The organism is Pseudonocardia lutea, assembly GCF_042658055.1.
In the GTDB taxonomy this organism is placed as follows: Bacteria; Actinomycetota; Actinomycetes; order Mycobacteriales; family Pseudonocardiaceae; genus Pseudonocardia; species Pseudonocardia lutea.
This window is the reverse complement of sequence record NZ_JBHSQK010000063.1, coordinates 1-20,438: the sequence shown is the minus strand read 5'-3', so window position 1 is coordinate 20,438 and position 20,438 is coordinate 1. Positions and strand designations below refer to the sequence as shown.

Below are 20,438 nucleotides of genomic sequence, written 5' to 3'. Positions count from 1 at the left end.
CCGTCATGCCGGGGCCCAGGCCATGCCACCGTCGACCTTCAGGATCGCGCCGGTGGTGAAGCTGGAGTCCGGGCTGGTCAGGTACCGCACGGCCCCCACGATCTCCTCGGCCTCGCCGATCCGGCCGAGCGCCGCGGTCTCCCCCTTGGCGAACATCTCGTCGTCCCACGCCTTGCTGATGTCCGTGCGGAACATCCCGGGCATGACGCAGTTGACCCGCACCGTCGGCCCGAAGGCCCGGGCCAGGCCGAGGGTCATCGCGTTGAGCCCCGCCTTCGCCGTGGCGTACGGCAGCTCGCCGGGCTGTGGCTGCACGGCGGCGATGCTGCTGACGTTGACGATCTGCCCGCCCTCGCCCTTCTGCATCGCCTCGCCCGCGCGCACCGCGAGCCGGAACGGGCCCTTGAGGTTCACGCCGATGACCTTGTCGAACAGCTCCTCCCCCACCTCGCCGAGCGAGGGGTAGAGGGGCGACATCCCGGCGTTGTTGACCAGGACGTCGATCCGGCCGAACTCCTCGAGCACCCGGTCGATCAGGGCGTCGCAGTCCTGCCACCGGCCGACGTGGCAGCCGATCCCGAGCGCCTGCACCCCGAACTCCTCGCGGAGCTCGGCGGCGAGGGTCTCGCACGCCTCGGCCTTGCGGCTGGCCACGACCACCCGGTGGCCGCGGCGCGCGAGATCCCGGCAGATCTCGCGCCCCATGCCGCGGCTGCCCCCGGTCACGACAGCGACCTTGCTGTCCATCGGCGTCCTCCGTTCATGCGCCTGCATCGAACGGAGAGCCTAGCCGGTGATCAGCGCGTGGAACCCCGTTCGCGCCATTCCTCGTCCTCGCGGTCGGCCTGCTCGGTCCGCTCGCGGGCGATCTCCAGGGCCCGCGCGGCCGTCTCCTTGTCCGGGTACGGGCCCAGCCGGTCCGCGGCCCGGCAGCCCTCCGGGCCCTCCACCGTGTGGTGCTTGAGGCAGTAGAACCATTGCTGCTCGCTCATGGGTGCGAGCCTGGCAGGTCCGGACGCCGGATGCTCGTACATACCTTGTCAGTCATATAACTGTGCCGGTACCTTGAGGCCGTGCTGCCGTTCGCCGTCCTCGCCGAACCGGCCCGGCGGCGGATCCTCGACCTGCTGCGGGAGCGCCCGCGGCTGGTCGGCGAACTCTCGGCCGAGCTGGGCCTGAGCCAGCCGGGCACGTCGAAGCACCTGCGGGTGCTGCGCGAGGCCGGGCTGGTCGAGGCGCAGGTCGACGCGCAGCGGCGCCGGTACGCGCTGCGGCCCGAGCCGCTCGCCGAGCTCGACGCCTGGCTCGCCCCCTACCGCCGCTTGTGGGACCGCCGGCTCGACGCCCTGGAGCGGGAGCTGGACCGCATGCCCGACCCCGACGCCGGACCGGATGCACCCGATCCCGGATCCGACTCGAGGCCTGGTCCCGTGCCCGATCCCGTTCCGGACGAGGAGACCCGATGACCCCCGACAGCCTGACCCTGCGCGACGGCCGCACCGTGCTCCGGCTGGAGCGACTGCTCCCCCACCCGCCGGAGAAGGTGTGGCGAGCGTTGACCACGCCGGAGCACCTCGCGCGGTGGTTCCCGTCGACCGTGCGGCTCGACCTGCGCGAGGGCGGCGAGATCCTGTTCGACGACGGCGACACTCGCGGCGTCGTCACCGCCCTCGACCCGCCCCGGCTGTTCGCCTTCAGCTGGGGCGACTCGGACCACCTGCGCTGGGAGGTCCACCCGGTCGACGGCGGATCGCTGCTGGTCCTGCACCACGCCTTCACCGACCGCTACGGCGCGGCCAGCTTCGCGACCGGCTGGTCGGCCTGCGTGGAGGGCCTGGCGCAGGTGCTGGCGGGTGAGGAGCCGGCCCCGACGGTCGACATGACGGCGCGCCACGAGGAGTACGTCCGGGAGTTCGACCTCGACGCCCCGGTGGTCGAGGGCGACACGGTCCGGATCGAACGACAGCTCACCGCCCCCGCCGACGCCGCCCGCCCGCTGCTGGAGCCGGCCGTGCTCGCGGGCGGGACGGTGCAGTGGGAACTGGTCGAGGGCACGGGCCACGGCGCCCGCCTGGTCGCCGCCGTGACCGGCCCGTTCGACGTGCCGACCACCGAAGCCGCCGCCCTCCTGCGCGCCCGGGTGCAGGAGATCGCCACGGCGCTGGCCACCGCCGCCGCCCGACCTTGACCCGGTCGGGTCCGTCGGCTGCCGCGGTCACACATCACCGCAGGCATCGGCGGCGACGACGTGCCGGCGGCTCACCTCGACAGTGCGCTCGGGAAGCGGGTCTCGAAGTCCAAAATGCGCACCTGCTCGGGAATGACCGCGATGCGCCACATCTCGACGTCGGGCGGGAACCCGCTCACCCACGCCGCACCCCGGCTCGGGCCGAAATACCGCTCGGCCGCCTCGGCGTACTCCGCGCAGACGCCGACGACCTTCATGACCTGCACACGCCCCCTGATCGAGAGGACCTTGTAGGGCCACTCGTCGGAGTCGATGGTGATCGCAAACCCCTCGCGCTTATGTTGAGCGTTGCTAACAGCTCTGAGTGCGAGCTATCGTCGTCGCGTGGCTTCCGCGACCGCCTCCACCTCGGTACCGACCTCCGCGTCTCCCACCACGTCGGACGAGGTGCTGCGCGTCGTGGTGGGGTTGCGGCGGGTGCTCCGCCGCCGGTTGCGGGCCCGGTTCGGGCAGCCGCCGTTGCGCGGGGCGCAGGCGGAGCTGCTGCAGCAGGTCGAGGCCGAGCCCGGCATCGGCGTCGCGGCCGCCGCCCGGGCCCTGTACCTGGCCGGCAACTCGGTGAGCACGCTGGTCAACCAGCTCGTCGACGCCGGCCTGCTGCGCCGCGACCCCGATCCGGACGACCGCCGCGCCGTCCGGCTCTTCCTCACCCCCGCCGCCGTCGAGCGCCTCGCGCAGCGCCGGAGGGCCCGCCGCGAGCTGCTCGACGACGGTCTCGCGCAGCTCGCCCCCACCGAACGCGCCGCGATCGCCGCGGCGCTCCCCGCCCTGGAACACCTCCTCGCGACCCTCGAGGACCGACCCGCGCCGGAGGCCCCGTGACCAGCCCGGTCGACAGCACCGATCCCCCCGCCGTCCGCTGCACCGGGCTGCGCCAGGCCTTCGGCGACACCGTCGCGGTCGACGGCCTCGACCTCGAGGTCCGGCGCGGCGAGGTCTTCGGCCTGCTCGGCCCCAACGGCGCGGGCAAGACCACCACGATCCGCTCGATCACCACGCTGCTGCCCGCCCCGCCCGGCGCGGTCACCGTGCTCGGCCGCGACGTCGCCCGACAGAAGACCCAGGTCCGGCGGCTGATCGGGTACGTCCCGCAGCAGCTCTCCGCCGACGGCACGCTGACCGGCCGGGAGAACGTCATGCTGTTCGCCCGGCTCTTCGACGTCCCGCGCCGCGCCCGGAAGGCGCAGGTCGGGAGCGTGCTCGAGGCGATGGACCTGGTCGAGGCGGCGGACCGGCCCGTCAAGACCTACTCCGGCGGCATGGTGCGCCGGCTCGAGCTGGCGCAGGCGCTGGTCAGCGCCCCGCAGCTGCTGGTGCTCGACGAGCCGACGGTCGGCCTGGACCCCGTCGCGCGCGACGGGGTGTGGGAGCGGATCGCCCGGACCCGCGCCGAGACCGGGATGACGGTGCTGGTCACCACGCACGCCATGCAGGAGGCCGACGAGCACTGCGAGCGGATCGCACTGATGCACCGCGGCCGGATCCGGGCGCTGGGCACACCCGCGGAGCTCAAGGGCGCGATCGGACCGGCCGCCACGCTGGACGACGTCTTCCGCCACCACACCGGCGACACCCTGACGGACGACAAGGGAGGGATCCGCGATGTCCGCGCCGCTCGCCGCACCGCCGGCCGCCTGGGCTGACACCGAGCCGGGCCCGGTCGCGCTCGTCCGCACCGGCCTCTCGCGCATCGCCACGATGTGCCTGGTGGAGCTGCAGAAGCTCCGCCACGACCGCACCGAGCTGGCCACCCGCGCCGTGCAGCCCGCCCTGTGGCTGCTCGTCTTCGGCCAGGTCTTCACCAATCTCCACGCGATCCCGACCGGGAACACGCCCTACCTGGACTTCCTCGCCCCCGGCATCCTCGCCCAGTCGGCGTTGTTCATCGCGATCTTCTACGGCATCCAGATCATCTGGGAGCGCGACGCCGGTGTGCTGGCCAAGCTGCTCGTCACGCCGACGCCGCGGGTCGCCCTGGTCGCGGCCAAGGCCTTCGCGGCCGGGGTGCGGGCGGTGGCGCAGGCCGTCGTCGTGCTGCTGTTGGCGCTGGTGCTGGGCGTGTCGCTGACGACGAACCCGCTCGAGCTGCTCGGCGTCGTCGTGGCGCTGATGCTCGGCTCGGCCTTCTTCTGCTGCCTGTCGATCACGATCGCCGGGCTGGTGCTCTCCCGCGACCGGATGATGGGCATCGGGCAGGCGATCACCATGCCGCTGTTCTTCGCCTCCAACGCGCTCTACCCCGTGGCGCTGATGCCGACCTGGCTGCAGTGGGTCAACCACGTCAACCCGCTGTCCTACGAGGTCGAAGCCCTGCGGGGGTTGCTCGTCGGCGTACCCGCGCGGCTCGGGCTCTGCTTCGGCGTGCTCCTCCTCGCCGCCGCCGTGATGATCACCGTCGCGAGCGCGCTGCTCCCCCGCCTCACGCGCTGACCCGCCGGTGCGCGGTCGGTGGTGCTGCCGCACCACTCACCGCGCACAGCAGATGCGGACCACCACCGTGGCGACCTGCTCGGCGATGACGTCGGCGGGGGCGAGCGGGAGCACGATGTGGCTCACCGTGAGCCGGGCGGCGGTCTCGGCGGCGAGCCCGACGGCGTCGGGGTCGAGATCGGGCCAGCGCCGGCGCAGGTACCCCGCGGCACGCTCGCGTGCCGCGACCACGATCGGCTCGCTGTCCGTGCCGAAGAGCTCAGGCGTGCCCTCCTCGCCGGTCAGCAGCGTCTTGAGCAGCGGGTTGTCCTCGGCCCGGGCCAGGGCGCCGCGCACCGCGGCCACCCAGGCCGCGTGCAGGTCCGCCTCCCCGGCCAGGGCCTGCTCGATCTCGTCGAGGAACCGCTCGGTGGAGCGCAGGACCAGCGCCGACGCCACGCCGCGACGGTCCCCGAACTCGTTGTAGAGGGTCTGGCGGCTGACCCCGACCCGGGTGGCGAGGTCGCGCATCGAGAAGGCCCGGAACCCCCGGTCGACGACGAGCTCCTCGGCCACGTCGAGCGCGTCGTCGTGCAGTCCGGCGCGGGCCCGTTGGGCCATCGACCTGGGTTCCACCCGGACAGCCTGGACGTCGGCACGCCATCCGTCAATCATCTGGACATATCCGGTCACAGTGTCTAACGTCGGCGCCGTAGCCCGAGGTCGAGGAGGACTCACGTGACGGTGATCGAGCAGGTGCAGCGCGTCGGCGCGGGGATCGGCTCCGTGGTGGGCTCCGCCCCCCGCCGGGCCCGCGAGCGGTTCTCCTCCGTGCTGACCCTGCCGCTGCCGGAGCGGGTCGACCGCGCCCTGCTCGAGCGCTCGGCCGGCACCGTCGGCACCCCGCTCTCCGCCGCGCCGGAAGGCCTGCGTCCCGTGCCCGGCGACGAGGGCCTCCCCCTGCTCGGGCACGCGCTCGGCTACGTCCGCTTCGGCACCGACCTCAACCGCCGCCGCAGCGCCCACTACGGCCCGGTCTGGTGGATGCGCACCCCGACGGGCCGGGCGGTCGTCGTCGGTGGACCGGCGGCGACCCGCGAGGTGCTGACCAACCGGGACAAGGCCTTCTCCCAGGAGGGCTGGCGCGTCCTGGTCGACAGGTTCTTCCACCGCGGGCTCATGCTCATGGACTTCGACGAGCACCGCGCGCACCGGCGGATCATGCAGGAGGCGTTCACGGCCGAGCGCATCACGTCCTACGTCGACGAGGCCGTGCCCGTGATCCGGGAGGTGGTCCCGACGTGGGAGGGCGCGCTGCGGCTCTACCCCACGCTCAAGAGCATGACGCTCGACATCGCCACCCGGGTCTTCATGGACGCCCGCAGCGGCCCGGAGGCCGACCGGATCAACCGGGCCTTCGTCGACTGCGTGCGCGCGGCCAACGCCTTCGTGCGCTACCCCATCCCGGGCACGCGCTGGCAGAAGGGCCTGCAGGGCCGCACGGTGCTGGAGAAGTGGTTCCGCGACGCACTACCGGCCAAGCGGGCGGGCGACGGCGACGACCTGTTCACCGCCCTCTGCCACGCGGTGACGCCGGAGGGCGAGCGGTTCTCCGACGAGGACGTCGTCAACCACATGATCTTCCTGATGATGGCCGCGCACGACACGTCGACGATCGCCACGGCGTCGGCGGCCTACCACCTGGCCCGCAACCCGGAGTGGCAGGAGAAGGCCCGCGCCGAGTCGCTCGCCCTGGGCGACACCCCGCCCGACGTCGCCGCGCTGAAGTCGCTCACCACGCTGGAGCTCGTGGTCAAGGAGGCGCTCCGGATGGACGCGCCGGTCCCGGTCGTGATGCGCACCGCGGTCAAGGACACCTCGGTGGCCGGGTACCACGTGCCGAAGGGGACCCGGGTCGTCGTCGCGCAGGGGGTCAACCACTACGACCCGACCTGCTGGACCGACCCGGAGACCTTCGACCCCGACCGCTTCTCCGAGGCGCGCCGCGAGGACCGCTCCGACCGCGACGCCTGGATCCCCTTCGGCGGCGGCGTGCACAAGTGCATCGGCCTGCACTTCGGCACCTACGAGGTCACCGCGATCCTGCACGAGATGCTGCGGACCTACCGCTGGGAGATCGAGCCCGGCCACACGCTGCGCTGGGACAACACCTCGCTGCCCGTCCCCGTCGGCGGCATCCCGGTGCGGCTGCACCGCCTCTGACGCAGCGCCGAGGTGTCGGTCGGTCGTCCGTGGGGGTCGGCCGATCGCCGCACACGCCGGTCCTCCGCGAGACCGGGCGGCTGCCCGACGGCGGGCGACCCGGCTCGGCGGGACAGTCGTGGTCGGCGGGAACGAGACCCGCCCCCGACAGCAGGAGGACACCATGATCGGCACCCGCACCCGCACCCGCACCCGCACCACCGGCGCCTCCGGCGAGCACCCCGCCCCGCGCCATCGGTTCCCCTTCCGCGCCGAGCAGTTCCGTCCGGCGGTGCCCCTCGGCGGTGTGCTGCCCGACACCCCGTCCCACCGGCCGCCCTCGGGCCACCTGCGGAGCACCGTCCGGCGCCTCGACGAGTGGTCGCTGCTGGCCTACAACCCGCGGATCCCGGTCGCCCGCTGACCGCGACGCCCGAGGGAGTGCCGCCGCGGCCGGTACCGACCGCCGTGGCTAGCCTTCGACGCATGACCGAGGGCCGGGACGAGCGGGCCGCCGGCGCGGCGGAGACGGGGGCCGGGCTGGCCGGCTCCCCGTTCCGGGTGGACCGGGACCGGATCGCCGCCTCGCCCTTCTTCGCCCGGCTCGCCGGCGTCACGCAGGTGGTGAGCCCCAACGGGGCGGGACTGCTGCTGCACAACCGGCTCACGCACTCGTTGCAGGTCGCGCAGGTCGCCAGGGCAATCGCCGAGCGGCTCGGCGAGGAGTCCGGGCCGCTGGTGGACAAGCTCGGCGGGTGCGACCCGGACGTCGTCGAGGCCGCGGCGCTGGCCCACGACCTCGGCCACCCGCCCTTCGGGCACCTCGGCGAGCAGGTGCTCGACCGGCTCGCCCGCGAACGCCTCGGCCTGCGGGACGGCTTCGAGGGCAACGCGCAGAGCTTCCGGATCCTCACCACGATCGACCTGCACGGCCCGGGCCGCACCGGCCTCGGCCTGACGGCGGCGGTGCGCGCCGCCGTCCTCAAGTACCCCTGGGCCCGGCGCGGGTACCCGGACCCGCACCCGAGCGAGGCCGACCTGCCGCCCCGCGGCGGCGGCCCGCTCCCCGGCGTCCCCGACTCCGGCTCGGCCAAGTTCTCCGCCTACGTGACGGAGTTGGGCGAGCTGCGGGCGGCCCGCGCCCCGTTCCCGGTGGCGCCGTGGCAGCAGACCGTCGAGGCCGCGGTCATGGACACCGCCGACGACATCGCCTACGCGATCCACGACGTCGAGGACTTCCACCGGGTCGGCGTGCTCCAGCAGGCCGGGGTGGCCGCCGAGCTGCGCTGCTGGGAGCGGTCCGCAGAGCCGGGGCCGACCGCCGGCCCGGGTGCCGCGCTGGAGCGGCTGCGCCGCCGCCTCGCCGAGCGGGACGACTGGGTCTACTCCGACGACGCGTTCGCCGCGGCCGTCGCCCGGGTGCGGGCCGAGCTGGTCGACGGCCTGCTCGCCGTGCCGTTCGACGGGTCGATGGCCGCCGAGCGGGCGGTCGCGGAGTTCTCCGCCCGCTGGACCTCGCGGCTGGTCGGCGGCATCCGGGTGCTCGCGGACCCGCCGGTCCGCGCGGCGCACGTGGCGCTCGGTGAGGCGCAGTGGCACGAGGTGGCGGTGCTCAAGTTCGTGCACCAGCAGTTCGTGCTGCGCCGGGCGGACCTGGCCTCGCACCAGCGCGGGCAGGCGACCGTCGTCACCGGGCTGGTCGGGGCGCTGCACGACTGGCTGGCCGACGGCCGCTCCCCGGACGCCCCCGGCCTCCCGCCGCGCCTGCACGACCTGGTCGAGCTGGCCCGCGGCGAGTACGCGGCGCTCGCGGAGGAAGGCGTCGTCAAGGCGGCGCAGGTCGGCGACCTCGCCCGCGGCCGGGCGGTGATCGACTACGTGGCCTCGCTGACGGACGCGCAGGCCGGCGCCCTGCTCGACGTCCTCACCGGCCGCTCCGCCCGCCTCTGGACCGACGCGATGGCGCTCTGACGCTCCGCTCCTCCGCGAGTCGCGGTACCGATGGCCGCGCCGCCGTCGAGCGACCAGACCCGCCGGGTGTTGGCCGACACGCCCCCGTGATCAGAACTCTCTGCACGCAGTGATCCTGCCCTCGCGCGGGAAGGGCCTCGCACGGCAGGGTGTGCCCATGGGTGAGCTGGTCGCCGGCGTCGACTCGTCGACGCAGTCCTGCAAGGTCGTGGTCCGGGACGCGGAGTCCGGGGAGCTGGTGCGCTCCGGGCGGGCCGCGCACCCCGACGGGACGGAGATCGAGCCGAAGCACTGGTGGGCGGCGCTGCAGCAGGCCCTCGAGCAGGCCGGCGGGCTCGACGACGTCGCGGCCGTCAGCGTCGCCGGGCAGCAGCACGGCATGGTGTGCCTCGACGAGACCGGCGAGGTCGTCCGGCCGGCGTTGCTGTGGAACGACACCCGCTCGGCTCCCGCCGCCGCCGCGCTCGTCGAGGAGCTCGGCGCGCAGGCCTGGGCGGACGCCACCGGCACGGTGCCGGTCGCGTCGATCACCGTGACGAAGCTGCGGTGGCTCGCGGAGCACGAGCCCGCCAACGCCGCACGTACCGCCGCCGTCTGCCTGCCGCACGACTGGCTGACCTGGCAGCTGGCGGGTACCTCGGGCCTGGACGCGCTGGTCACCGACCGGTCCGACGCCTCCGGCACCGGGTACTTCGACGCCTCCTCCGGTGCGTACCGCCGCGACCTGCTGCGGCTCGGCCTCGGCCGCGACGACGTCGTCCTCCCCCGGGTGCTCGGCCCGGCCGAGTCGATCGAGGGCCCGGGGTTCCGGCTCGGGCCCGGGGCCGGGGACAACGCGGGCGCGGCGCTCGGGCTCGGGGCGGGCGACGACGTCGTCGTCTCCCTGGGGACCTCGGGTGTCGTGTCGGCCCGCGGGGACCGGCAGGGCAACGACCCGACCGGCACGATCGCCGGGTTCGCCGACGCCACCGGCGCCTTCCTGCCGCTGGTGGTCACGCTCAACGCGGCCCGGGTGCTCGACGCCGCCGCCCGGCTGCTCGGTGTCGACCACGACGAGCTCTCCCGGCTCGCCCTCTCCGCCCCGCCCGGCGCCGAGGGCCTCACCCTCGTGCCGTACCTGGAGGGCGAGCGCACGCCGAACCTGCCGGACTCCACCGGCGCGATCCACGGCATGACGCTCGCGAACGCCACGCCGGCCAACCTGGCCCGCGCCGCGATCGAGGGGATGCTGTCCGGGCAGAAGGCAGGGGTCGACGCGCTGGCCGCGGTCGGCGTGCACGCGCACGAGATCATGCTGATCGGCGGGGCCGCACGCTCGGAGGCGGTGCGGCGCATCGCCCCGACGGTGTTCGGCGTGCCGGTCGTGGTGCCCGAACCGGGCGAGTACGTGGCCGACGGCGCGGCCCGGCAGGCCGCCTGGGTGCTGGCGGGCGGATCGGAACCGCCGGTCTGGGAGGCCGGCGGCACCCCGGAGAGGTTCGAGGGCGAGCTCACCGCCGGCCTGGAGGAGCGCTACCGCGAGGCCGCGGAGAAGTACCTTCCTCGCTGACCACGACCGCCAGCTGTGGGCCGTCCCTTCCGCTCATGATCCGTGTTCGGGCAGCAGAGGCGTCGATTCGCGGGCGAACCCCACCAGCCGGGCGATCGGGTCCGTGAGGGCGAGCGCGTGCCAGCGCGCCCTGCCGCTCGCGTCCGCGGCCGACACCACGGGAGCGGCGGCCGTCATGGTCGTCGACCTTGGGGCGGCCCATCGACGGAAACTCTCAGGCCCCTCTCACCTGGGATCGGGACACTCGGAGAGGAACCGGAAAGGAGACCGCCGTGATCGCCTCCCTCCTCGGGGTGCTGCTGGTGCTGTTCCAGCTGGTCCTGCTCGCGCGGGTGGTCGTCGACTGGATCGGGGTGCTCTCCCCCGGCAGCGGCGGCTCGGCCCTCTACCAGGCCCGCCGCGTGACCCACGGCATCACCGAACCCGTCATCGCGCCGGTGCGCCGGGTGGTGAGGCCGGTCAACCTCGGCGGGATCAGCCTCGACCTCGCCTTCATCATCGTCTTCGTCGGCGTGCTGATCCTGCGCACCGCGATCGTCCCGCTGATCCCGTTCTGAGGGACGGCGAGCCGCGCCCGGCATACCCGATCCCCACCCGGGTAGGCCCAGGTCATGACCGACCCGCAGAACCCCGAGCACAGCAGGGCCGAGGACGAGCCGGCGCTGCCGGACGACCCCGTGGACCAGGACGCCGAGCCCACGATGACGGCGCCGCCGGAGGACCGGCCGGACGGGGGCACGCAGGACCCGCGGGGCGACAGCCCCGACGTGGCGGACGCCGACGGCGAGGGCTGACCCACCCACCGCCGGGCGCGCGGATGCGCGTCGTGAGAGGTCCAGGCGGGTCGGCGGATCTCCGGCGCGCAGGACGGGCTCAGCCGGGCTGCGGGGACTCCTCCCCCGGCAGCAGCACCCGGGCGAGCCTGCGGATGCGTTCCGGCGTGGCCCGGCCCTGTCTCGAGTCCCGCTCCACCCGGAAACGGGCGGCGCGGACCTGGCGCGCGGTCACCTCGGTGACCACGTGGGCGTCATCCTGGTCGGCCATCGTCGTCCTCCGTATCGAGCACGAACTCCTCGCGGACCGCGGCCGGTGGTTCCGGCGGCGCGAACGCCCGGTCGAGTTCGTCCAGGATAGCGTCGACACGCTTCGCGTAGCGCCGGTTGAAGGCGTACCAGTGCCCGACGATCCGCCGCTCCTCCAGCATGTGCCGGGCGGACCCGGGGCTGATCTTGCCCTCGACCACCCAGTCGTAGACCTGGCTGCACCAGCCCAGCAGCGCGGTGTCCTCCTCGCGGCGCCGCTTGCCCTCGCCGACCAGGATGTTGGCCACGGCGCCGAGCAGCGCGCCGAGGAGCCCGCCCAGGAAGCTCATCCACGTCGCAGCCATCGACGCGGACGCTAGCGGGCCCCACCGACGAAACCGGCGAACCCGGCGGCGCGCCGCCCGCACGACCGTCAGGCACCCAGGAGGAAGGCCCGCACCTCGGCGACGAACCGCTCCGGGCACTCGACGCCGATCAGGTGCCCCGCCCCCGGGAACGTGCTGGTCGAGGCGCCCGTGATCCCGTCGCCCACCGCCCGCACGTCGCCGGCCGTCACCAGCCGCTCCTCGGCCCCGGCCAGGACCAGCGTCGGAGCGACGATGCGGGGCGGGTCGGCGCGCCCGTCGAACGCCCGTTGGGCCTCGTACTGGGCCAGCCATCCCGCCGGCGGCTCGCCCGGTGACGTGATCCACCACGGAGCGGAGCGTACGAGGGCGCGCGCCGACCTACCCGTGCCGCTTCAGCTCGTGGAAGAACCCGTCGACGACCTGCAGCTCCCCCGCCCGCACGACCTCGTCGTACACGTACTTGCCGACCGCAAGGTCCAGCACGCCCAGGCCGAACGGCGAGAAGATCACCGTGCCCTCGGCCGGCACCGGCGCCCGCCCCTCCAGGACGTCGTCGAGCGTCCCGGCCAGGAAGTCCCGGTGCCCGAGCCGCTGCTCGACCAGGTGCGGCGAGGTGTCCGCCTTGAGGCAGTGCTCCACGTCGTCGACGTAGTTGGTCGCGGCCAGCAGGATCTCCGGCGCGAGGTCGCGCAGCGAGACGTGCAGGACCAGCGGCCCGTGGTCGAACCAGGAGACCTCGGTGACGTGCGGGGTGCCGGCGATCGTCGCGAAGACCACCAGGTCGCTGCTCCGGACGAGCTCCTCGGGTGTCTCGTGGATCGTGACCCGGCCCGGCGTCCCCGTGCGCTCGAGGTGCCCGCGGAACCCGGCCGCGCTGTCCGCGGACAGGTCGAACACGCCGATCTCCTCGAACTCCCAGCCGGTGCCGGCGAGGAAGATCTGGATGTAGCGCGCGATCAGGCCGGTGCCGAAGAACCCGACCCGGGTCGGGCGCGTACGGCCCTCGCTGAGCCGGGCCGCCGCGAGCGCCGCCGACGACGCCGTGCGGGTCGCACTGATGATCGAGCTCTCCATGCAGGCGAACGGGTAGCCGGTGTCGTGGTCGTTGAGGATCAGCACCGCGGAGGCGCGCGGGATCCCGGCCTGGACGTTGTCCGGGAAGCTGGAGATCCACTTCAGCCCGTCGACCGCGGAGGGACCGCCGAGCGAGGCCGGCAGCGCGATGATCCGCGAGGTCGGCCGGTCCGGGAACCGCAGGAAGTACGACGGCGGGTTGACCGTGTCCCCCGCCCCGTGCAGCCGGTAGGTGGCCTCGACCAGGTCGGTGATCTCCCGTTCCCGGCCCTGCAGCGCCCGTTGGACCTGGGCCCCGGACACGACGGCGAAGGGCGGCACCGTGAGCCCGGCGCCGGCGGGCGCACGGGCGGGGTCGACGGCGGTCACTGGGCACCCGCCGTGGGGGCGCAGTCGGCGAGCTTGACCGAGTCGGCCAGCCCGACGAGCACCTGGCGGTCGCCCTGGTAGGCCTCGCGGCTGTGCGCGCACCGGACGTTGTCGACGAGCAGCAGGTCCCCGGCCTGCCAGGGCTCGCGCAGGGTGTGGGCGGTGTAGACGTCGTTGATCAGCGCGATCACCTCGGGGCCGATCGGCTCGCCGTTGCCGAACCTCGTGGTGAACGGCAGACCGTCCGGCCCGTAGGTGTCCACGAGGAACTCGCGGACGTCCGGGTCGAGCGTGAACTCGTTGAGGAAGGCGATCTGGTTGAACCAGCAGCGCGCCCCGCTGACCGGGTGCCGGACCACGGCGAGCCGGCGCTGCCGGGTCTTGAGGCCGCCGTCCCCGGTCCACTCGAACTCGATCGCGTTGGCCCGGCAGTAGGCCTCGACGGCGGCGCGGTCGTCCGTGCCGAAGGCCTCGGCCCACGAGGCGCCGATCTCGTCGTTGTAGGTGCGGGTCAGCATCCAGCCCTCGCGCTCGAACCGGCCGACGAGGTCGGCGGGCAGCGCCTCCAGCACCGCGGCGGAGTCCGAGACCGTGGTGGCGCCGCCGGCCGCGGGCGGGTTGAGGCAGGCGAACAGCATCAGGCCGGGGAACTCGAGCGTGTAGCTCAGCTCGTGGTGCATGCACATCTGCTGGTTGGCGGGCCAGGCGGTCGACGAGTGCACGCCGTCGCCGAAGTGCTGTCGGGGCGCGAACGCCTCCCGCTCGCCGAGCAGCTGGTTCGTGAGCCCGCGGAAGACGGCCGCGGTGGCCGCCCAGTCCTGCAGGCCGAGGCCGCGGACGAACAGGTGCCCGTACTGCGCGACCAGGTTCCGGACGGCCTCCCGGTTCTCCGCGGCCCACGCGGCCGGTCCGGCGGGTGCGGTCGTGGTCAGGACGACGGGCCCACCGGGGCGCTGCGTCAGGTCCAGGGCGGGTGCCGGCTGGGTCATCTCGGTGTCCTCTCGAACGGTGTGGACAGGGAGGGCGGACGGAGGGTGTGATCAGGAAGAGCGCGCGGGGAGGGCGTCGAGTACGACCGCGGCCGCCTCGTGCGGCCGGCTCCGGAGGAAGTGGTGCCCGCCCCCGTCGAGCTCGCGGGTCTGCACCACCCCGGCGAGGAGCTCCCAGTCCCGCCGCCGGGTCTCGTCCGCCGTGCTCGGGTCGTCGGCGGCCCGCACGACCAGGACCGGTGCGGTGATCCGCACGCCGCCGGTGGCCGCGTCGGCCAGGTACCGGTGCGCCTCGACGCAGTCGTGGCGGTACGCCGCCGCGACCCGCTGGGCGCCCTCGGTGTCGAGCTGGTCGAGCTCCGGGTGGAGGCCGGTCTCGCGCAGCCGGTCGACCAGTGCCGCGTCGGAGCGGCCGGACAGCTCGACGATCCCGTTGCGCCTGGTGGTCGGGTCGCCGAGCTGCTGCGAGGACAGGACGACCAGCTCGACGGCGACGCCGCGCCTCGCCAGCTCCTGCTCGGCCGCGACGGCGAACGCCGTGCCCGAGGAGTGCCCCCACAGCAGCACCGACGTGAGCCCCTTGGCGGTGATCTCGGCGGCGACGCGGTCGACGATCCGGCCGAGCGGCGCGAACTTCTCCGTGGCGGACGGGTCGTGCCCGGGCGGCTCGACGCCGTACACGGTCAGCCCGGCGAGCTGCGCGGCGAGCGGCCGGAAGTTGACGGCGTTGCCGCCGGCCGGCGGGAAGCAGACCAGCGCCCGCGCCGGGTCGCCGCCGGTGGTGAGGGGCTGCAGCAGCTCCGCGGGCGCCTCGGGGGTACCGGCGGTCGCGGCGCCCCCGGCCGGCTCGAGCAGCACGGCCAGGTCGGCGAGCACCGGGTTGCGGGTGATGTCCTTGAGCGAGACCGCCCGGTCCAGCGCGACCGCGAGCTTGACCGCCGAGAGCGACGAGCCGCCGCGGTCGAAGAAGTGGTCGTGCCGCCCGATCTCCGCCTCCGGCACGCCGAGGATCTGGGCGAACGCCGCGGCCAGCCGGCGCTCCGCGGGGGTGGCCGGCGGCTCCTGGTCGGTCGGCGCCGGCTCCTGGGCCAGCTCGACCGCCAGCGCGGTGAGCGCCTTCGTGTCGATCTTGCCGTTGGCGGTGAGCGGCAACGGCTCCCGGCGGTGGAAGGCCGCGGGGACCATGTACACGGGCAACGACCGGGCCAGGGTGTCGCGCAGCAGGTCGACCGGCAGATCCTCGGCCGCGGCGTAGAAGGCGACCAGCTGGGCGCCGGCGCCCGGCCGCTCGGCCACGACGACCGCGCCGTCGCGCACCCCGGGCACGCCCAGCAGCGCGTTCTCGATCTCGCCGATCTCGATGCGGAAGCCGCGGATCTTGACCTGGCTGTCCCGGCGGCCGAGGAACTCGAGCTTGCCCTCCGGTGTCCAGCGGCCGTAGTCGCCGCCGCGGTAGAGCCGCTCCCCCGGCACGTGCGGGTCGGTCAGGTAGACCGCACGCGTGCGCTCCGGGTCGTTGACGTACCCGCGGCCCACGCAGACCCCGGCGAAGCAGATCAGGCCGGGGGCGCCGAGCGGGACCGGCTCGAGGTTCTCGTCGGTGACGTAGACCCGCACGTTGCGCACGGCCGGCCCGAGCACCACCTTGGCCGGCGCGGACCGCATGACCTCGTGGTTGGTGTCGTCGGAGGTCTCGGTCAGCCCGTAGGCGTTGACCAGCGCGACGCCCTGGACCTGCGCGAAGAACCGCTGCGCGAGCTCGGTCTTGAGTGCCTCGCCGGTCGCGGAGACGCAGCGCAGGTTCGGCAGCGTCCGGCCCGTGCGCTCCAGGTAGGACAGCACGACCTCGAGGTAGGAGGGCACGACCTGCACCACCGCGACGCGTTCGCCGGCGAGGGTGTCGACGAACCGCTCGACGTCGAGGATCGCCTCCTGCGCGATCACGACGGTCCGGCCGCCGACCAGCAGCGCGGACACCAGCTGCCAGAGCGAGATGTCGAAGCACTGCGGGGCGGTCTGCGCGACGACCGCGCCCTCGGCGATCTCCAGGTCCTCGATCTTGGCGAACAGGTGGTTGAGCATCCCGGCGTGCTCGCACATCGCGCCCTTGGGCTCGCCGGTGGAGCCGGAGGTGAAGTAGACGTACGCGGCCTGGTCCGGCCCGACGGCGATCCCGAGGTCGGAACCGTCCGCCTCCTCCGCGAGCGCGCCGGCCAGGGTGAGCACCCGGACCTCGGGCATCGCGTCGAGCGCGCGGTCGAGCGACTCCGTGCTGCCCGGCTCGGTCACCACGAGCACGGCCTCCGCGCGGGTCAGCGTCTTGCGGATGCGCTCGTCGGGGAAGCCCGGCTCGATGGGCAGGTACACCCCGCCCGCCTTGAACACGGCGAGCACCGCGGTCATCCAGTCGAGGTTGCGCTCCATCACCACCCCGACGACGCCCTCGCGCTCCAGCCCGTGGGCCCGCAGCGCCCGCGCGAGGCGGTTGGCGCGGTCGTTCAGCTCGGCGTAGGTGAAGCGGATCTCGCCCTGGACCGCGGCGATCGCGTCGGGGTGCCGCCGTACGCGCTCCTCGACCAGCTCGTGGAAGCGCCGGTCGGGCAGCGGGCGCCGCGGACCGGCGAGGCCCTCCAGCTGGTAGGTGCGCTCCTCGTGGGAGAGCAGGGACGACGCCGTGTGGTCGGCCTCCGGGTCCGCGGCGAGCTGGGCCAGCGCGGCGAGGTGGTAGCCCGCGATCCGGGCGCCCGCGGCGGCGTCGAGGACCTCCGTGCGGTGCCGCAGCTCCAGCCGCCCGTCCCGGACGCCGACGGTGAGCACGACCTCCCCGGTCGGCTCCGGCGCGGGCCCGGCGGGGTCCAGGACGGTCTCGAACCCGGGCCCGGCGACGCCCAGCTCGGCCCGCAGCGCGTCGACCGGGAAGTCCTGGTGGGCGTGCAGCTCGGTGAGGGTCTTCTCGGCCGCCGTGAGCAGGCCCCGCCACGGGCCGGGCTCCACGGGGAGCCGCAACGGCAGCGGACCCGCCGGGGTGACCAGCCCCGCGACGGTCTCGGGCTCGCCGGACAACGCGGCCAGCACCTTCGCGTGCGCGGCGACCAGCGCGGCCTCGCCGGCCGGGCCCGACAGGGGCACCTCGACCGTGGCGACGCCCGGGCGCGGCTCGGCGGCCCAGCGCGGGAGCGTGGTGCGTCCACCCGCGGTGAGCGCGGCGGTCCACCAGACGCGGGCCGGGCTGCCCGGGGCGCAGGTCGGCGCGGCGGTCGGCGAGGTCATCAGGTTCTCCCGGGTGATCATCGGGCCGGTGGACGGGGTGGTCGGGGTGGTCATCGCGGGGGCTCCTAGCGGGCCGTCAGCAGGGCGGCGGTCCAGTCGGACGCGCCCGGGGAGGTCGGGGAGGTCGGGGAGGTCGGGGCGGCGGGGGACGGGAGGGCCGGGGCGACGGGCGTCTCGGGCAGCTCGTGGGCGGGGTTGCCGCCCCACCGCGAGCCGGCCGGGATCTCCTCGCCCTTCATGACGAAGGAGTCCGGGGCGATCTCCGCGGCGTCGCCGATCGTCACGCCGTAGTGGACGAGGGCACCGACGCCGAGCGTCACGCCCGCGCCGAGTGCGGTGTGGTCGGACTTGAACGCGCCGTCCTCCTGCGAGTGGCACTGGATGATGCTGCCGGCGTTCAGCACGCAGTCGTCGCCGATCGTGGTGAGGGTGCGCTCGGTGAGTGCGACCCCGTCGTCGAACACCCGTCGGCCGAGGCGCACGCCGAGCATCCGGGAGACCAGGTTCTTCCAGGGCGTGCCGGCCAGCTGGCGCTCGATCGGCGGGACGACGAGCTTCCAGAAGCGTTCGTGCCGCCAGAACTGGATGTCGTAGATCGAGCACGACTTCGGGCGGAGCCGGCGGAACCCGATCACCAGGCGCTCCCACAGGACGAACCAGAGGATGGTGAACAGGACGCTGGCCACGATCTCCGCGCCGAAGGCGACCGCGCCGTGGTCGGCGTAGTGGTCCACCGCCAGCATGCCGAGCAGCAGGAGCCCGACGACGTGGCCCCAGCGGACCGCGAGCGCGAACATCAGGGTCAGCAGGTTGTGCCGGTTCTTGCGGCGCAGCCGGCGGCGGCGCTCGCGCTCGTCGACCTCGAGGACCTTGTCGCGCTGCACCGTGCGCGGGATCTCGAAGGCCGGCGAGCCGAGCAGCCCGACGCCCTCGCGCACCGGCCCGTCGATCGGGATCGCCACCTTCGTCGCGAGCAGGCAGTTGTCGCCGGTGCGGCCGCCGATCGGGTAGGGGATGTGGTTGCCGAGGAAGTTGTTCCCGCCGATCGCCACGTGCGCGGTCCGGAACGACGTGCTCGAGAAGTCGGCGTTGTTCACCGACAGCCCGTCCGCGACCACCGTGCCGCGGCCGATCGAGACCAGGTACGGGCTCTCCTGCTGCACCGCGGAGCCGAAGTTCGACCCGGTCTGCTCGAGCCGGCCGAGGTCGTAGCCGAGCAGGTAGAGGTAGCTGGTGATGAAGGAGCTGTCGCCCAGGAGCAGGACGTAGGTCTTGAGGTTCGTCAGCCGCGTGACGGTGCGGTGCAGCGAGTACCGGAACCCGTGCAGCGGGTAGACCCGGTCGGGTCGCACGAACAGGGCCACGAGCCGCGGGACGGTGAGGACGACCACCAGGCCGAGCGCCAGCCCGCCGAAGTAGGTCGCGGTCGCGCCGACGAGTGCGTCGACGTAGAAGCCGGACGTGGTGTACCCGACGGCGCCGGGGTCGAGCAGCGCCGTGAGCTGCGGGACCGCGGTCAGCAGGAGGAAGAGCCCGCCGAACCCCAGCGGCAGGTAGATCGCGAACAGCTTGACCAGCTGGCTGGTCACGTAGGCGAGCTTGCGGAGCGGGCGCACCCGGGCGGGCGGGACGGCGCGGAAGTCGGTGTCCGTCGGGACCGCGGGCGAGCCGTGCCAGCTCTGTCCGGCGGGGACGCTCTGCCCCCGCTGGAGGGAGGAGGCGTGGCCGAGCTGGGCGCCGTCGCCCATCGCCGTGCCGATGTCGAGCACGCTCTTCTCGCCGACCACGACGTCGCGGCCGAGCGTGATCCGGCCCTGCTGGATCGTGCCGGCGTGGGCGCGGTAGCTCTGCAGCACGGCGTCCTTGCGCACGACGGTGCCGGCTCCGATCGTGACCAGGTCCGTGCACACCGGGATGTGGCGGGTGAGGATCACGACGTTCCTGCCCACCTTCGCGCCGAGCAGCCGCAGGTAGAGGGTGTAGAGCGGCGAGCCGACGATCAGGAAGACCAGCGGGTTGGCGCGCACCAGCGTCTTGACCAGCCAGAAGCGGAAGTAGCGCAGGCCCCAGACCGGGAACTCCGTCTCCTTCCACCGCCCGATCAGCAGCCATTTGGCCACGACCGGCAGCAGCGCCAGCGCCAGGAACGCCCCCGCGCCGGCCTCGACCGAGCGCTGGTAGGTCTGGAGCAGCGTGGTGCTCGACGAGATCCAGAGGTAGGCGCGGTCCATCACGTACCCGGCGCCGGTCGCGTAGAGCAGGAAGAGCACCAGCTGCAGGGCGCCGGTGAGGTAGTAGCCGAAGGTGCTGTGCCGCACCGGCCGGACCGGTGCGGGGGCCGCCGGCCGCGGGACCGGGTCCGACGACGGCGCGACGCCCGCCGCGGCGGCCATGCCGGCGATCGTCGGGTTGGCGTAGACGTCGCGGATGGAGACGGACGGCAGGTCCTCCCGCTTGCGCAGCCGCGCGCAGAACCGGGTCATCACCATCGAGTCCGCGCCGAGGTCGTCGAACACGTTGCGGTCGGTCGGCACCCGGTCGACGCCCAGCACCTCGGCCAGGACCCGGGCCAGCCCCTGGACGACGTCGTCGCCGGGGGCCCCGGCCGGGACCACCGGTGCGGTGGCGGGCATGGACGGCGCGAAGGCGGTCGCGAGCCCGGCGATGGTCGGGTGCGCGTACACGTCCTTGATCGAGATCGACGGCAGGTCGTCCCGCTTGCGCAGCCGCGCGCAGAACCGGGTCATCACCATCGAGTCCGCGCCGAGGTCGTCGAAGACGTTGCGGTCGGTCGGGACGTGCTCGACCGCGAGCACCTCGGCCAGCACGACGGCGAGCGCCGCCGCCGGGCCGGCCGTCGACGCCCCGCCGGACGGGGTGTGGGCCGGGGCGGAGGGCGCCGGAGGTGGGACGGGCGCCTGCCGGGCCGGGGCCGGCCCGGGCGACGCGACGACGGGCGGGCGCGGG

Annotated in this window: 22 protein-coding genes and 1 pseudogene; 11 read left to right on the top strand and 12 right to left on the bottom strand. The window is 74.1% G+C overall.

Features of this window, described 5'->3' with window-relative positions:
- Window positions 1–3: 3 nt before the first annotated feature.
- Together ACFQH9_RS22860 and ACFQH9_RS22855 are read right to left on the bottom strand one after the other, a co-directional pair.
- Window positions 4–747 carry an SDR family NAD(P)-dependent oxidoreductase gene (locus ACFQH9_RS22860; protein WP_379568742.1) on the bottom strand — a complete coding sequence of 248 codons (744 nt, stop codon included), beginning with the start codon at window positions 745–747 and terminating at the stop codon, window positions 4–6.
- Window positions 748–797: 50 nt separating this feature from the next.
- Window positions 798–992, bottom strand: coding sequence for a hypothetical protein (locus ACFQH9_RS22855; protein WP_379568740.1), 195 nt, complete (start codon window positions 990–992; stop codon window positions 798–800).
- 81 nt (window positions 993–1,073) lie between these two features.
- Here ACFQH9_RS22855 and ACFQH9_RS22850 point away from each other — a divergent pair.
- Window positions 1,074–1,370: pseudogene (locus ACFQH9_RS22850) on the top strand (ArsR/SmtB family transcription factor); the annotation flags it as partial.
- A gap of 92 nt (window positions 1,371–1,462) precedes the next feature.
- Window positions 1,463–2,188 (top strand): SRPBCC family protein, encoded by a 726-nt coding sequence (locus ACFQH9_RS22845; protein ID WP_379568738.1) that lies wholly within the window; start codon window positions 1,463–1,465, stop codon window positions 2,186–2,188.
- Window positions 2,189–2,259: 71 nt separating this feature from the next.
- Here ACFQH9_RS22845 and ACFQH9_RS22840 read toward each other — a convergent pair whose 3' ends face one another.
- Complete coding sequence (locus tag ACFQH9_RS22840; RefSeq protein WP_379568736.1) at window positions 2,260–2,454, bottom strand: hypothetical protein; 195 nt, start codon at window positions 2,452–2,454, stop codon at window positions 2,260–2,262.
- 118 nt (window positions 2,455–2,572) lie between these two features.
- Here ACFQH9_RS22840 and ACFQH9_RS22835 point away from each other — a divergent pair, with 118 nt between their 5' ends.
- Genes ACFQH9_RS22835 through ACFQH9_RS22825 form a run of 3 tightly spaced genes read left to right on the top strand, consistent with a single transcriptional unit; the run spans window position 2,573 to window position 4,678 of the window.
- Window positions 2,573–3,070 (top strand): MarR family transcriptional regulator, encoded by a 498-nt coding sequence (locus ACFQH9_RS22835; RefSeq protein WP_379568734.1) that lies wholly within the window; start codon window positions 2,573–2,575, stop codon window positions 3,068–3,070.
- On the top strand, window positions 3,067–3,891 hold the full coding sequence (locus tag ACFQH9_RS22830) for an ABC transporter ATP-binding protein (RefSeq protein ID WP_379568731.1): 825 nt from the start codon (window positions 3,067–3,069) through the stop codon (window positions 3,889–3,891). Before ACFQH9_RS22835 ends, ACFQH9_RS22830 begins: the two co-directional genes overlap by 4 nt.
- Window positions 3,851–4,678, top strand: coding sequence for an ABC transporter permease (locus ACFQH9_RS22825; protein ID WP_379568729.1), 828 nt, complete (start codon window positions 3,851–3,853; stop codon window positions 4,676–4,678). The genes ACFQH9_RS22830 and ACFQH9_RS22825 overlap by 41 nt, the downstream gene beginning before the upstream one ends.
- A 36-nt stretch (window positions 4,679–4,714) precedes the next feature.
- On the opposite strand, the gene ACFQH9_RS22820 is transcribed toward ACFQH9_RS22825, so the two are convergent.
- Window positions 4,715–5,293 (bottom strand): TetR/AcrR family transcriptional regulator, encoded by a 579-nt coding sequence (locus ACFQH9_RS22820; RefSeq protein WP_379568727.1) that lies wholly within the window; start codon window positions 5,291–5,293, stop codon window positions 4,715–4,717.
- Between the two features lie 141 nt (window positions 5,294–5,434).
- Between ACFQH9_RS22820 and ACFQH9_RS22815 the strand changes: the two genes are divergently transcribed.
- The 4 genes from ACFQH9_RS22815 (at window position 5,435) to xylB (ending at window position 10,379) form a co-directional block, all read left to right on the top strand.
- The gene (locus ACFQH9_RS22815) at window positions 5,435–6,880 is read left to right on the top strand and encodes a cytochrome P450 (RefSeq protein ID WP_379568784.1); all 1,446 of its coding nucleotides are present in this window, start codon (window positions 5,435–5,437) and stop codon (window positions 6,878–6,880) included.
- A gap of 163 nt (window positions 6,881–7,043) precedes the next feature.
- Window positions 7,044–7,283 carry a hypothetical protein gene (locus ACFQH9_RS22810; protein WP_379568725.1) on the top strand — a complete coding sequence of 80 codons (240 nt, stop codon included), beginning with the start codon at window positions 7,044–7,046 and terminating at the stop codon, window positions 7,281–7,283.
- A 62-nt stretch (window positions 7,284–7,345) separates the two neighbouring features.
- Window positions 7,346–8,830, top strand: a complete 1,485-nt coding sequence (locus ACFQH9_RS22805) for a deoxyguanosinetriphosphate triphosphohydrolase family protein (protein ID WP_379568723.1) — start codon at window positions 7,346–7,348, stop codon at window positions 8,828–8,830.
- Between the two features lie 157 nt (window positions 8,831–8,987).
- Window positions 8,988–10,379: a xylulokinase gene (xylB, locus tag ACFQH9_RS22800; protein WP_379568721.1), complete on the top strand. Its 1,392-nt coding sequence runs from the start codon at window positions 8,988–8,990 to the stop codon at window positions 10,377–10,379.
- Window positions 10,380–10,412: 33 nt separating this feature from the next.
- Here xylB and ACFQH9_RS22795 read toward each other — a convergent pair whose 3' ends face one another.
- On the bottom strand, window positions 10,413–10,556 hold the full coding sequence (locus tag ACFQH9_RS22795; protein WP_379568719.1) for a hypothetical protein: 144 nt from the start codon (window positions 10,554–10,556) through the stop codon (window positions 10,413–10,415).
- Between the two features lie 95 nt (window positions 10,557–10,651).
- Here ACFQH9_RS22795 and ACFQH9_RS22790 point away from each other — a divergent pair, with 95 nt between their 5' ends.
- Window positions 10,652–10,936, top strand: a complete 285-nt coding sequence (locus ACFQH9_RS22790; RefSeq protein ID WP_379568717.1) for a YggT family protein — start codon at window positions 10,652–10,654, stop codon at window positions 10,934–10,936.
- Between the two features lie 54 nt (window positions 10,937–10,990).
- Window positions 10,991–11,173, top strand: coding sequence for a hypothetical protein (locus ACFQH9_RS22785; RefSeq protein ID WP_232872009.1), 183 nt, complete (start codon window positions 10,991–10,993; stop codon window positions 11,171–11,173).
- 79 nt (window positions 11,174–11,252) lie between these two features.
- Here ACFQH9_RS22785 and ACFQH9_RS22780 read toward each other — a convergent pair whose 3' ends face one another.
- The 7 genes from ACFQH9_RS22780 to ACFQH9_RS22750 form a co-directional block, all read right to left on the bottom strand.
- On the bottom strand, window positions 11,253–11,423 hold the full coding sequence (locus ACFQH9_RS22780; protein WP_379568714.1) for a hypothetical protein: 171 nt from the start codon (window positions 11,421–11,423) through the stop codon (window positions 11,253–11,255).
- Complete coding sequence (locus ACFQH9_RS22775; RefSeq protein ID WP_379568712.1) at window positions 11,407–11,766, bottom strand: hypothetical protein; 360 nt, start codon at window positions 11,764–11,766, stop codon at window positions 11,407–11,409. Before ACFQH9_RS22775 ends, ACFQH9_RS22780 begins: the two co-directional genes overlap by 17 nt.
- A gap of 68 nt (window positions 11,767–11,834) precedes the next feature.
- Window positions 11,835–11,978, bottom strand: coding sequence for an alpha/beta fold hydrolase (locus tag ACFQH9_RS22770; protein WP_379568710.1), 144 nt, complete (start codon window positions 11,976–11,978; stop codon window positions 11,835–11,837).
- Window positions 11,979–12,147: 169 nt separating this feature from the next.
- Window positions 12,148–13,212 carry a 2,3-diaminopropionate biosynthesis protein SbnB gene (gene sbnB, locus ACFQH9_RS22765; protein ID WP_379568708.1) on the bottom strand — a complete coding sequence of 355 codons (1,065 nt, stop codon included), beginning with the start codon at window positions 13,210–13,212 and terminating at the stop codon, window positions 12,148–12,150.
- Window positions 13,209–14,201, bottom strand: coding sequence for a TauD/TfdA family dioxygenase (locus ACFQH9_RS22760; protein ID WP_379568706.1), 993 nt, complete (start codon window positions 14,199–14,201; stop codon window positions 13,209–13,211). The genes sbnB and ACFQH9_RS22760 overlap by 4 nt, the downstream gene beginning before the upstream one ends.
- Before the next feature lie 51 nt (window positions 14,202–14,252).
- On the bottom strand, window positions 14,253–17,525 hold the full coding sequence (locus ACFQH9_RS22755; RefSeq protein WP_379568704.1) for a non-ribosomal peptide synthetase: 3,273 nt from the start codon (window positions 17,523–17,525) through the stop codon (window positions 14,253–14,255).
- Between the two features lie 11 nt (window positions 17,526–17,536).
- Window positions 17,537–20,438, bottom strand: a 2,902-nt coding sequence (locus ACFQH9_RS22750; RefSeq protein WP_379568702.1) for a Pls/PosA family non-ribosomal peptide synthetase, incomplete at its 5' end; no start/stop codon positions are given.